The 12058-nt window shown below is 67.3% G+C and carries 10 protein-coding genes and 1 tRNA gene; 2 read left to right on the top strand and 9 right to left on the bottom strand.

Annotated elements, in window-relative coordinates; translation table 11 throughout:
* Positions 1–39: 39 nt before the first annotated feature.
* The 4 genes from IC234_RS09320 to IC234_RS09305 all read right to left on the bottom strand — a co-directional run bounded on the left by IC234_RS09320 (position 40) and on the right by IC234_RS09305 (position 6076).
* The gene (locus IC234_RS09320) at positions 40–1050 is read right to left on the bottom strand and encodes a universal stress protein (RefSeq protein ID WP_190923768.1); all 1011 of its coding nucleotides are present in this window, start codon (positions 1048–1050) and stop codon (positions 40–42) included.
* Positions 1051–1353: 303 nt separating this feature from the next.
* Entirely contained in the window at positions 1354–2853 is a 1500-nt protein-coding gene (locus tag IC234_RS09315; RefSeq protein ID WP_190923765.1) for a L,D-transpeptidase family protein, read from the bottom strand.
* A gap of 275 nt (positions 2854–3128) precedes the next feature.
* Complete coding sequence (locus tag IC234_RS09310) at positions 3129–4640, bottom strand: amidohydrolase family protein (RefSeq protein ID WP_190923763.1); 1512 nt, start codon at positions 4638–4640, stop codon at positions 3129–3131.
* Positions 4641–4678: 38 nt separating this feature from the next.
* Positions 4679–6076, bottom strand: a complete 1398-nt coding sequence (locus tag IC234_RS09305; RefSeq protein WP_190923760.1) for an MBL fold metallo-hydrolase RNA specificity domain-containing protein — start codon at positions 6074–6076, stop codon at positions 4679–4681.
* Positions 6077–6234: 158 nt separating this feature from the next.
* Between IC234_RS09305 and IC234_RS09300 the strand changes: the two genes are divergently transcribed.
* Positions 6235–7053, top strand: a complete 819-nt coding sequence (locus IC234_RS09300) for a universal stress protein (RefSeq protein WP_190923757.1) — start codon at positions 6235–6237, stop codon at positions 7051–7053.
* Positions 7054–7129: 76 nt separating this feature from the next.
* Here IC234_RS09300 and IC234_RS09295 read toward each other — a convergent pair whose 3' ends face one another.
* The 4 genes from IC234_RS09295 to IC234_RS09280 form a co-directional block, all read right to left on the bottom strand.
* Entirely contained in the window at positions 7130–8149 is a 1020-nt protein-coding gene (locus tag IC234_RS09295) for an Atu2307/SP_0267 family LLM class monooxygenase (RefSeq protein ID WP_190923755.1), read from the bottom strand.
* A 230-nt stretch (positions 8150–8379) separates the two neighbouring features.
* Positions 8380–9324: a VOC family protein gene (locus IC234_RS09290; RefSeq protein ID WP_190923753.1), complete on the bottom strand. Its 945-nt coding sequence runs from the start codon at positions 9322–9324 to the stop codon at positions 8380–8382.
* A 156-nt stretch (positions 9325–9480) separates the two neighbouring features.
* Positions 9481–9852 carry a Crp/Fnr family transcriptional regulator gene (locus IC234_RS09285; protein ID WP_190923751.1) on the bottom strand — a complete coding sequence of 124 codons (372 nt, stop codon included), beginning with the start codon at positions 9850–9852 and terminating at the stop codon, positions 9481–9483.
* Between the two features lie 86 nt (positions 9853–9938).
* A tRNA-Arg gene (locus IC234_RS09280) sits at positions 9939–10013 on the bottom strand.
* 165 nt (positions 10014–10178) lie between these two features.
* Here IC234_RS09280 and IC234_RS09275 point away from each other — a divergent pair.
* Entirely contained in the window at positions 10179–10646 is a 468-nt protein-coding gene (locus IC234_RS09275; RefSeq protein ID WP_190923749.1) for an Ohr family peroxiredoxin, read from the top strand.
* A gap of 108 nt (positions 10647–10754) precedes the next feature.
* Here IC234_RS09275 and sucC read toward each other — a convergent pair whose 3' ends face one another.
* Positions 10755–11951 carry an ADP-forming succinate--CoA ligase subunit beta gene (gene sucC, locus IC234_RS09270; protein WP_190923746.1) on the bottom strand — a complete coding sequence of 399 codons (1197 nt, stop codon included), beginning with the start codon at positions 11949–11951 and terminating at the stop codon, positions 10755–10757.
* Positions 11952–12058: the final 107 nt, after the last annotated feature.

The following is a 12058-nucleotide window of genomic DNA, read 5'->3' as shown; positions in this document are numbered from 1 at the left end:
GCTTTTAAGAAAAAAAACGAGTAGCGCGGCGACCGGCCGCTAGTCCTGGGCCGGCAGCAGCAGCACCGGAATGGGGCTTTCCTGCAGCAGCTGGGCCGTCACGCTGCGATGAAACAAGCTGCCGAGCAGGCTGTGGCGCCGGGCCACCACCACCAGCAGGTCGGCCTCCTGCCGGGCGGCTTCTTCCAGCACGCCCCCGGCAATGCGCTGGCGGCTGAGCTCGTGCAGGCGGTCGAGGGCGGGGCCGTCGTCCACCAAGTTGTTTTGCCGAATGCTGCGCAGGATGTCGGCCGCGTCGGGGCGGCGGTGGTAGTCGTCGGTGATGTGCACCACGTCGAGGGTGCCCCCGTCGGCCTGCAGCAAGCACTGCACTACCCGCTGGTTGGGGCACAGGCGGAAGGGTTCGCCATCGACGGCCAGCAGCAGGCGCCGGGGCGGAAAAGCGTCCCAGCCCACGGTGGGCACCACCAGCACGGGGGTTTGGGTGTGGCGCAGCAGGTCCATGGCCGTGCTCACAATGATTTCCTGCGGCGCGTGGGCCAGGCCGGGGCGGCCCAGCACCAGCAGCAGCGGCTGGTGGCGGCGCACCACCTCCTGCACGGCCTCGGGCAGGTAGTCGTCCGAAATGTCAACTTCGGCGGGCACGGGCTGCGCCGAAGCCAGGGTTTCGAGGGCCCGGCGCGTGCGCTGCGCGCCTTCGGGGGTGTGGCTGGCGTGGTAATCGGCCGGGGCCAGCAGGCCGTCGTGGCGCACGTGCAGCAGCACCAAGTGGGCCCTGAGCGGCCCGGCCAGCCCGGCCGCATACGACAGCGCGCGGTTGGAAACGGCAAAAAAATCGGTAAGGACAACCAACGAAAGGCTCATGGCCAGCAGGGCAAAAAGTAGATTAATGCGAAAAGCGGCCGCGGGCCGCGGGGCCGGCAGCGGCGGGAAATGGTCACCCCAGTCGTCGAGGGCCATGGCGGCGTCGGCTTCGAGGGCGCGTAGCTGCGTGGCAGGACTCACGGGCAGGGCAGCTTCGCCACCGCCGTGAGCGGAAGGGCACGGCAAAGGGCAATAAGTGGAAGACATGGCCCCAAAAATGAAAGGAGGCGCCCGACGCGCACGCCTGCGCGGCCAGGCAAGGGGCCCGGCCGAGGCGTGCGCCGGGCAGGGCCACTAGCGGGCGGCCGGGCCTTGCGAACGGCCGTGATAGTAGGCGCTGGTGAGGGCCAGCACCGCCAGCAGCAGCACCGAAAACATGAGCGAGGGCGTAATCATGACCGGAAAGAAAAGCCCCTTGCCAAAGCACCGGGCGGGTGAAGAGAACACTACAAAATTCACATCCTCGACCCGACAAAGCCCTGACGCTGATTACCTCGCGGCCTGATTTTCATCAGGCCCGGCCGTGGGGCCAAACAGGGCCCGCCGCACCCGCTCGTCGCGCCCGTACACGTCGGCGAAGAACCGCAGCCGGCCGTTCTCGGCGGTGCAGGTGGCGTAGCGGATATAGATGGGCATAGGCCGCGCCAGGCGCACGTTGCGCGGCGCGGGCTGGCGGGCGCACTCCGCCTCGCTGGGCAGGCGCACCGGGCGGCCCTCGCGGCGCAGCAGGTAGGCGGCCAGCGCCAGGGGCTCGGCCAGCCGCACGCAGCCGTGGCTGAAGGCCCGGGCCGGGGCGGCAAAAAACTGCCGCATGGGCGTGTCGTGCAGGTACACGGCGTAGGGGTTGGCAAAGCGAAACACCACGTTGCCAAGGGCATTGTCGCAGCCCGCCGACTGCCGGATGGTGTAAGGAAAGCGCTGGGCCGTCACGGCCCGCCAGTTCACGGCAAAGGGGTCGAGCAGGCGGCCCTGCTGGTCGTACAGGGCCAGGTTGTTCAGGGCCAGGTAGCCGGGGTCTTCCCGCAGGCGGGGCAGTATCTCCTTCGTGGCAATGGAGCGTGGCACGTGCCAGTCGGGCGCCAGGGTGAAGTAGCGCACGACGCTGCTGAGCGTGGGCGTGGGCGTTTCGGGCTTGCCGACGATGACGCGGTGGCGGCGCCGCACCGAGTCGTGCGCCACCACCTGCAGCTCGTAGGCAGGCAGGTTCACGAAGAGGTATTCCGGCGTGGGCGCCCACGCCTCCCAGCGCCAGCGCTCCAGGTTGAGGGCGGCCTGCTGGTAGCGGGCGCGGTTCGTAGCGGCCGAGTCGGGCGGCACGGGCCGGGCCCGCCACCGCGCCAGCGCCGCCTGCAGCTGGCGGTACTCGCGGGTGGTGGGCTGGCCCGCAAGCATGGCGGCCGGCACCGTGCCCCGGCCCAGGGCGGCCCGGAGCACGGCCGCGGGCTGCCACTTCGCGCCGCCCCGGGCCCGGGCGGGCTCGGCCTGGGGGCGCAGGCGGCCGCGGTGCAGGTCGCGCATCAGCCGCAGCACGGCGTCGCTGAGCTGCAGGTCCAGCCGGGCGCGCTGCCAGCTGCGCCGGGCCGGGCCCGCCGGCAGCGCCAGCGAATCGCGCAGGGCAGCCAGCGCGGCCGACACGTAGTCGGCCGGCAGACCAAACTCCGCAGCGCGGCCCAGCTGCTGCCACGCGGCCGCGGCGTCGGCGGTGAGGCCACTGGCGGTGGTCCAGATGGGCGCGTCGGCCGAGTCGTAGAGGGCCCGCACATCGGGGCCGGCCTGCAGGCCCAGGCGGGCATCGGCGGCGTGGGCGCTGCCAGCAGCAGCGGTGTCGAGCAGGGCCTGCAGCAGCGGAGCCACGGGCACATCCTGGGCGGGCAGCGGGGCATTCGGCGCTTGCTGACCGAGGTTTTCAACGGGGTTGCGTGGTGCGGTCGGGGCCGGACTGCACCGCGGCACAATCACGGCCAGGCTCAAGGCCAGGCAGCGCCGCATCACAAGCATGGTAAAACATCCATTCACAGCACAGCAGCCGGAGACTTTTCAAGAGAAGAGAAGGAAGGTGGGGCACCCCGACCGCCCATCGGTGGGTTTCGGAATTGGAAGGCTGCTCCGGTCTTCGCGAGAACGAAATCGTGCGAACGAAGACCGGCCCGCTGGCTGCACCAGGCAAAACCGATAGCAATATTCAATTGAAAATCAATGCATGACCTTTAACAGGCTCACTTCCAAAGTCAGCTGCCCTGCCTTCCAAAAACGACGAGCTTTGGCTAGCGCACCACGGCCGTGGCGTGCGCTGCGGCGTCTTCCATGGCCGCGGCCTTCTCGGCATCGTGGGCCAGCTTGGCCAGTGCCGGCAAGTCGAAGAGGCGGCCGCGCAGCACCACGGCCTCTATCAGGCGCAGGTTGTGGACGTCGGTGAGCGGGTTGGCGTTCAGCAGCACGGCATCGGCGAGGTAGCCCGCGCGAATGCGGCCGAGGTCGAAGCCGCGGCCCATGGCCATGGCGGGGTTCACGGTGCCGGCGCGCAGGGCCTCGGCGGGCGTGAGGCCGATGGCCACGAGGCGCTCCAGCTCGTCGTGCAGGCTGCTGCCGTGGAAGAGGTTGGGCGTGGCCGAGCCCGCATCGGACCCCGCCACCAGGCGCACCCCCTGCCGGCCAAACGCGGCAATCATGCCCCGCTGCAGCGAGTCGAGGGCCTGCAGCCGGGCCCGGCGGTCCGCCGTAAGGCGCGGCCGGGCGTGCGACGCCCGCGCCCACTGCTGGCGCACAGCGGCCGGCACGGCGCGAAAGCGCGGGTCGGCTGGGTCGGGCTCGCGCCCCAGGGCAAAGTCCTGCGCCCCCAGCGCGGGCACCACAAAGGTGCGGTACTGCTCCAGGGCCTGGGCCAGGGCCGCGCAGCGTTCGGCGCTGAAGCTGGCCAAGATGAGCGGCTGCTGGGCTTTCACGCGGGCCTGCAGGGTGGTGAGCGGACGCGGACCGGCCAGGGCCTGGGCGCGCGCGTCCACCAGCTCGGCCTCGCGGGCGGAGCAGGCCAGCAGCAGCTTGTCGGGGTGGTCGATGCCGCGCTGGCCGGCCCCGATGGCGTCGAGCACGGGCACGGCCTCGGGCACGGGGCCGGTGAGGTGCACGCGGGCTTCCTCGGCGGCGGCGGCCACGCCCCAAAAAGCGTCGTGCGAGAGCAGCGGGCCGGTTTGCAGGCTGCACCAGCCGGCCTTGATGAGGCTTTCGGCCTGGGCGCGGCCTTCGGCGCGGGTGGCCGCGAGGCCCAGCCCGCTGCGCTCCGTGGCCGAGCCGTTGAGCACGGGGCCGGCCAGCTCAATGCGCGGGCCCACGCGGCGGCCGGTTTCGAGGGCTTGGTAGGTGCGCAGCAGGTCGTTGAGGCGCCGGGCCGTGGTCACGTCGCGGATGCTGGTGATGCCATGGGCCACGTACAGCGGCAGGGCCATGCGCTCCTCGGCGGCCGAGGCCAGGGCGTGGGTGTGGCCGTCCCAAAGCCCGGGCACCAGGTACTTGCCGGTGCCGTCGACGGTGGGCACGCCCCGGCCGGCCGGCACCCATTTGCCCACCGAGATGATGAAGCCGTCGCGCATCACTACGTTCTGGTGGGGGTCGATTTCGCCCAAATCGACATCCACCACGCTCACGTTGGTAATCACCAGCTCATCGACCATCGGCGGCACGACCACCGGCGGAATGACGCCCCCCGGCTGTTGGCCCAAGGCGGCGCGGCCAGCCCAGCACAACCCCAGCAACAGCCCGAATATACGGTTCGACTTCATGACCCGGAATGCTTGATTGACAAGTACTTTACTAATAATCATAGGCCTTCGAAAAGCTGCACGCTTTCGAGGTACTCGGGCACCTCCACCTGCGGCCAGTGGCGCTGGCGCAGGGTGGCGGCCAGGTCTTCGGCCGCGGGTGGCTCGCCGTGCACCACAAACGTGCGCGCAGGCGGCGGCTGCAGCTGGTCGAGCCAGCGCAGCAAATCCTGGCGGTCGGCGTGGGCCGAAAACCCGTCGAGGTGCTCGACGCGGCAGCGCACGGGCACCAGCTCGCCAAACATTTTGATTTCCTTCTCGCCGGCCAGCAGGCGGCGGCCGCGGGTGCCCTCGGCCTGGTAGCCAACGAGCAGCACCGTGTCGGTGGGCCGGGGCAGGCGGTGGTGCAGGTGGTGCACGATGCGCCCGCCCGTGCACATGCCGCTGGCCGAGAGGATGATGCCCAGGCTGGTTTTCTGGTTCAGGGCCTTCGATTGTTCCGCTTCTGCCACCAGGTGCAGGCCGTTAAAATCGAACACGTTGCCGTGCCCCAGGCGGTGGGCGGCGGGGTGGCGCGGGTAGAGGTCGGCCACGCGCAGGGCCATGGGGCTGTCGACGTACACCGGCACCGGCGGAATGCGGCCGGCGGCCAGCAGCTTCTTGAGGTAGTAGAGCAGGGCCTGCGTGCGGCCCACGGCAAAGGCCGCGATGAGCAGCACGCCGCCGCGGTCCAGGGCCTCGTTCACGGTACGGGCCAGCACGGTTTCGGGGTCGGCCAAGCGGGTGTTGCGGTCGCCGTAGGTCGACTCCACCAGTAGCACGTCGGCGTGGGCCACGCGGGCGGGGTCGTGCAGCACGGGGTTGTCGTAGCGGCCTAGGTCGCCCGAAAACACCAGGTGCCGGCGCTGGTGCTCGCCCTGCACGTCGAGCTCGGCGATGGCCGAGCCCAGGATGTGGCCCGCGTCGCGGAAAGTGAGCGTGAGCCGGCCGCCGAGCAGGGCCAGGGGCGCCTCGTAGGCCACGCTTTCCACCAGCGCCAGCACCTGCGCCACATCGGCCTGGGTGTAGAGCGGCAGGGCCGGGTGGTGCTTGGAATAGCCTTTTTGGTTGGCGTAGGCGGCTTCTTCCTCCTGCAATTTGGCCGAGTCGAGCAGCATGATGCTGAGAAGGTCGGCCGTGGCCTCGGTGCACAGGATGCGGCCCCGGAAGCCGTCCTTCACCAGCTTGGGCAGGTAGCCGCTGTGGTCGAGGTGGGCGTGGGTCAGGATGACGGCCTCTACGTCGGCCGGCGCCAGGGGCAGCTTCTCGCGGTTGCGCAGGCGCAGCTCCTTAAAGCCCTGAAACAGGCCGCAGTCGACCATGACGCGGTGCTGGGCGCCGGCGCTTTCCAGCGTGAGCAGGTACTTCGAACCCGTGACGCAATGGGCCGCCCCCAGAAATTGCAGATGAACGTTCATGGACCTGAGGCTGAAGAAGATGATAGTGCAAAGGTTCTCACCGTTTCGGCCGCCGGCACATGAGCAATGTCAGGCGTTTGGCTAATTTTGCGCAGGTCCGCCGCCCGGACTAGGCCGGAGCTTTGCCGCAGGAAATCCCCCGTTTTTTGCCACGCCTCATGGACGCCTCCTTACTCATCCTAACCGATTTCTTTCAGGCCGCCAACAAGGCCCTGGACTACGCCACCAACCTGGCCGGCCCGCTGGGCGCCCGCCTGGTGCTGCTGCACGTGCGCCGCGACTCCCTCCTCGACCCCGAGGCCCTCACGGGCAGCATCTCCAACCTGAGCCAGGAAGCCATTCGGCTGGCCCTCAACAGCGTGGCCAGCAGCCTGCCCGTGCCCGTGGTGGCCGAAGTGGGCCACGGCCGCGTGGCCGACGCCGTGGCCGACGCCATCAGCCGCCACCACCCGCTGCTGGTGGTGCTGGGCCGCCCCGACTACTCCGACACGCCCGACGAGCTGGTGCAAACCACCTCGCTCGACCTGCTGCGCACCGCCCCCTACCCCATGCTGGTGGTGCCCCACGGCGTCGGCTCCACGGCCCCGCCCCGCCGCGTGCTGCTGGCCATCGACGGCGGCTCCTTCTCGCTGGGCGAACACGCCGGCACCGTCCGCCACCTGCTGGCCGCCCTCGGGGCCGGCATCACCGTGTTTCACGTGGTGCCCGAAACCGGCCCCGACGAGCTGCCACCCCTGGTGCTCGACTCGGTGATGCGCACCGGGCTCGTGCTGGACCTGCCCCCGGCCCAGTGCCGCACCGTGGTCAGCGAGCAGCCCGCCGCCGGCATCCTCCGCGCCGCCCAGCCCGCCGACTACGACCTGGTGGTGCTCATTGCCCGGCGCCGCAGCTTCATGGGCAACCTGTTCCACCGCAGCGTGACGGCCCAGGTGATGCTCGAAAGCAAGCTGCCCGTGCTGGTGCTGCCCGCGCAATAGCCGGCGTTCGGTATACACAAAAAGCCCTCCGGCACGGCGCCGAAGGGCTTTTTGTGTATACCGAACGCCGAACGGCTTAGCGCAGCAGCGGGGCCACGCGGGCGCCCAGTAGCTCCGTGGCACGCAGGATTTTCTCGTGCGGCAGCACGGCCACGTCCATCTGAAACGTGACCCGCGAAATGCCGCCCAGCGCTTCGGCGTGGCGCAAAATTTTGGCCGCTACTTCTTCGGGGCTACCCACCAGCAGGGCTCCTAGCGGCCCGGCCTGCGCGTCGAAATGGTAGCGCGTGAGTGGGCTGCCGCCCCGCTCGCGGGCCCGCTTGCTGAAGGTTTCCAGGTAGCCGGGCACGAAGTCGGCCACGGCTTCTTCGGTGGTCGGGGCCACGTAGCCCAAGGAGTGCAGGCCCACTTTCAGCCGTTCGGGGGCGTGGCCGGCGCGGCGGCCCGCCTCGCGGTAAAGGTCGATGAGGGGCCGGAAGCGGTGGGTGTCGCCCCCGATGATGGCCACCATCAGCGGCAGGCCCAGGGCGCCGGCCCGCACAAACGACTCGGGTGTGCCGCCCACGCCCAGCCAGATGGGCAGCTGCGCCTGCGCCGGCCGCGGGTACACGCCCTGCCCGGTGAGCGTGGGCCGGTACTGTCCCTGCCAGCGAATGTGCTCGGTGTCGCGGATGGCCAGCAGCAGGTCGAGCTTTTCGGCAAACAGCTCGTCGTAGTCGTTGAGGCTGAAGCCAAACAGCGGAAACGCCTCGGTGGACGAGCCCCTTCCGACCACCATTTCGGCGCGGCCCTGCGAAATCAGGTCCAGCGTGGCGTATTCCTGAAACACGCGCACGGGGTCGGCGGCCGAGAGCACCGTCACGGCGCTCGTCAGCCGGATGCGCTGCGTGCGCGCCGCGGCGGCCGCCAGAATCACGGCCGGGGCCGAGTCGAGGTATTCGGCCCGGTGGTGCTCGCCAATGCCGAACACGTCGAGGCCCACTTGGTCGGCGCGCTCAATGCGCTCGAGCAGCAGCCGCATGGCCTCCTGCCCGCTTAGGGGCGTGCCGCCGTTTTGCAGCAGGTGCGAGGCGAAACTATCAATGCCAATTTCCATGAGAGATGAGGAACGTCGGGGATGAATGGTCTATGTTGTACTAAGACCACTTTTTACATGTACATACATCAAATGTACATACATTGTTCAGCATATCCAAAAGTTTGGCTTCTAATTGTCGTCGCGGAGCATTGGCAACGTATTTCAGGCGCTCCTACCGCGGACCTATCTTCCACTAACTTTCATGCGGTCAGCCACGTCATTCAAGCAGTAGCAATCAATGGCTTCGGTTAAGCAGATGGCTCGGCGCGCAGCAGCAGGCGAATGCCCCAGGGGTCGGTGACGAGGGGCCCGGCGGCGGTAGGCTCCACGGGGTAGCCGGCTGCTTGCAGGCGGCCAGCGGCGGCATCCCGGGTGGCGGCATCGGGCCACCACAGCTCCCAGCGGAGCAGGCGGGCATCGGCCGCGGTGGCGGCGGGCGAGCCCGCCGCCCACACGTTGAGCCCCAGGTGGTGGTGGTAGCCGCCGGCTGCCACAAATAGGGCGCCCGGCAGGCTCCAGGTCATCACGTCGAAGCCCAACGCCTCGTGGTAAAACGCGGCGGCCTGCGCCAAATCGCCCGTGTAAAAGTGCAGGTGGCCCATGGTGGTGCCGGCCGGCAGGCCCTGCCAGGCCGTGGTGCCGGCCGCCTGCAGCACGCCCACCGCATCGAGCGGGTCGAGGGCCGCCTGAATTTCGCCCTTCGCCGACACCCACCACTCCGCGCGGGGCCGGTCGCGGTACACTTCGACGGTGAAGCCGTCGGGGTCGGTGAGGTAGGTGGCCTCGCTGTAGCGGTGGTCAGACGAGCCCACGTGCACGCCCAGCGCCTGGGCGTGCCGCAGAAAACGACCCAGGTCGGCGCGAGTGGGCAGCAGCAGGGCAAAATGGTAGATGCCCAGGCGGCCCCGCTGCGGCACGGGGCGGGCGTCGGGCTGCTCGTAGAGGGCCACCAGCACGTCGTCGGGGCGGCCGGCCACGCCCAGCTCGGCCGTGGCGGGCTGGCCATCGGCGGCCGGGGTGCGGCGCAGCCGCTGAAAGCCCAGCACGCCCTCGTAGAAGGACAGCGAGCGGTCGAGGCTGGCCACTGCCAAGTGCACGGTGCCCAGGCGAATGGCGGCCGGCAGCTCGACGGGTGGGTGAATGCCGATGCGCTCGGCGGGCAAGGAAGTATAGGGGAGCAGGTTCGGGTTCATGGCAAGTAGAGGGTGCGAAAGCGCCGAGAGTCGTTTTTCTCCGCAAAGCACGCAGCAAAGGTTGCATCCTTCCCTACCCCGACGCCTTATCCTAGGATAAGAAAGTATTCACCGCCCGGTCAGCCTTCCCGCTTCCTGTGCGCGGGCCTCCTGGCGCTACAGCTGCCGCCGCACCCGGCTCAGCGACTCGGGTGTGATGCCCAGATAAAAGGCGATGACGTGCTGCGGCACCCGCTGCACAATGGTGGGGTATTGACGCACGAAGTGCTGGTATTTTTCGCCCGACGTCTGGCTCAGGGTGGCATTCACCCGCTCCTGCAGGGCCACTTCGCGGCTTTGCAGGAGCAGGCGCATGTAGCGCTCAAACACGGAGCTTTCGGCGTAATTGGTTTCCAAATCGGCCTGCGCCAGCAACAACACCTGCGAATCTTCCATCGCATCGATGTTCAGGGTGCTGGGCAGCCGGGTCAGAAAGCTATATAAATCCGACGCGGTTGGAACCCGACCGCGCCAGCCGGTTGGCTGCATTCGGATACCTCGGGGCCAGGCCGGGTCCCTCTGGCTGCACATGCAGCAAAATAAAAAGCCCGTTTCCAAGCTGGAAACGGGCTTTCTGGTGGCCACGTTAGGAATCGAACCTAAATCAAGAGCTTCGGAAACTCTCATACTATCCGTTGTACGACGTGGCCGGTACGTGATAGGACTGCAAAAGTAGCCTTAAAAGCGCGTGGCTACCAAATAGCTTGGGCAAATTCCTCAGTCCGGCTGGCCGGGTTGCACAACCCCAGCGCCCCAAAACCAGTTAAGCCAGTACCCTACCGATTGAAAATTTCATCACCTTCCCCTCTGTTTTTATGAAGAAGAACCTGTACACGGCCGATGCTGCGGCCGTTGGTGGCCGTAGCGGCCACGTTCGCTCGGCCACCGGCGTCATCGACCTGGAAATGTCGGTTCCCGAGGGCCTGGGCGGCAAAAAAGGCGCCACCAACCCCGAAGAGCTGTTTGCCGCCGGCTACGCCTCGTGCTTTCAGCAGGCCCTGCTGGTCACGGCCCAGCGCAACGGCGACACCCTCGACAAAGAGAGCACCGTGACCTGCTCCGTCACGCTGTTTCAGGAAGGCGAAGGCTACGGCCTGAGCGCCATCCTCGACGTGGACCTGAAGAAATTCGACGAAGCCAAAACCATTGAGATGGTGCGCTATGCCCACAACATTTGCCCCTACTCGGTGGGCACCCGCGGCAACATGGAAGTGGAGCTGCGCGTGCAAGGCAAGGCCCTGCCGGTGCAGGCCGAAGAGAACGCCGGCGTGGCCGGGAAATAGTTGCTCGTTGTCCGTTGGTAGCTCAACGAACAGCTTCAATAAAAAGGCCCGCCTGACGACTCAGGCGGGCCTTTTTGCTGCTAGCAACTAGCAACGAACAACTGACAACTAAGCGCTAGCCAGCACTTCTTTCACGCGGGCGGCGGCGTCTTTCAGCAGCACGGCCGACGACACTTTCAGGCCGCTCTCGTCGATGATGCGGGCGCCTTCTTCGGCGTTGGTGCCTTGCAAGCGCACGATGATGGGCACGCGGATGTCGCCGATGGCTTTGTAGGCTTCCACCACGCCGTTGGCCACCCGGTCGCAGCGCACGATGCCGCCGAAGATGTTAATCAGGATGGCCTTCACGTTCGGGTCCTTCAGGATGATGCGGAAGCCGGCTTCCACCGTCTGGGCATTGGCTCCACCGCCCACGTCGAGGAAGTTGGCGGGCTCGCCGCCGCTCAGCTTGATGATGTCCATGGTGGCCATGGCCAGGCCGGCGCCGTTCACCATGCAGCCCACGTTGCCGTCGAGCTTCACGTAGTTCAGGTTGTTGTTCGACGCTTCTACTTCCAGCGGGTCTTCCTCGTTGAGGTCGCGCAGGGCCACGAAGTCCTTGTGGCGGTAGAGGGCGTTTTCGTCCAGCGTCACCTTGGCGTCCACGGCCAGGATTTTGTTGTCCGACGTTTTCAGCACGGGGTTGATTTCGAACATGCTGGAATCGGTTTCGTCGTAGGCCTTGTAAAGGGCCGTCACGAACTTCACCATTTCCTTCTGCGCGTCGCCTTCGAGGCCCAGGTTGAACGCAATTTTGCGGGCCTGGAAGCCCTGCAGGCCCACGGCGGGGTCCACGTGCTCGCGGTGAATTTTCTCGGGATGGGCTTCGGCCACTTCCTCGATGTCCATGCCACCCTCGGTGGTGTAGATGATGACGTTTTTGCCCAGCGTGCGGTCGAGCAGCACGCTCATGTAGAACTCTTTGGTTTCGCTCGGGCCGGGGTAGTACACGTCCTGAGCCACCAGAATTTTGTGGACTTTGCGGCCTTCGGCACCGGTCTGCTTGGTCACGAGCTGCATGCCAATGATTTCGCTGGCAATGTCCTTCACCTTGTCGATGCCTTTGGCGAGCTTCACGCCGCCCCCTTTGCCGCGGCCACCGGCGTGGATTTGCGCCTTGATGACGTACCAGCTGGTGCCGGTGTCGGCGGTCAGCTTCTCGGCGGCGGCTACGGCCTCTTCGGGGGTGTCGGCGGTGATGCCTTCTTGCACGCGAACGCCGTATTTTTTCAGGATTTCCTTACCCTGGTATTCGTGAATGTTCATAAAAACGGTAAAGGGGTGGGTTGTGCCTTGCAGCCCTGCGGTTGCAGACGCGAAAGTACGGCGTCCGGGCCATCATTGCGCCAATTAATTAGCAGGCGGGCATCGGT

The organism is Hymenobacter armeniacus (assembly GCF_014699055.1).
Lineage (GTDB): Bacteria > Bacteroidota > Bacteroidia > Cytophagales > Hymenobacteraceae > Hymenobacter > Hymenobacter armeniacus.
The sequence above is the reverse complement of the archived record's forward strand: the minus strand, read 5'-3'. Positions and strand labels throughout refer to the sequence as shown.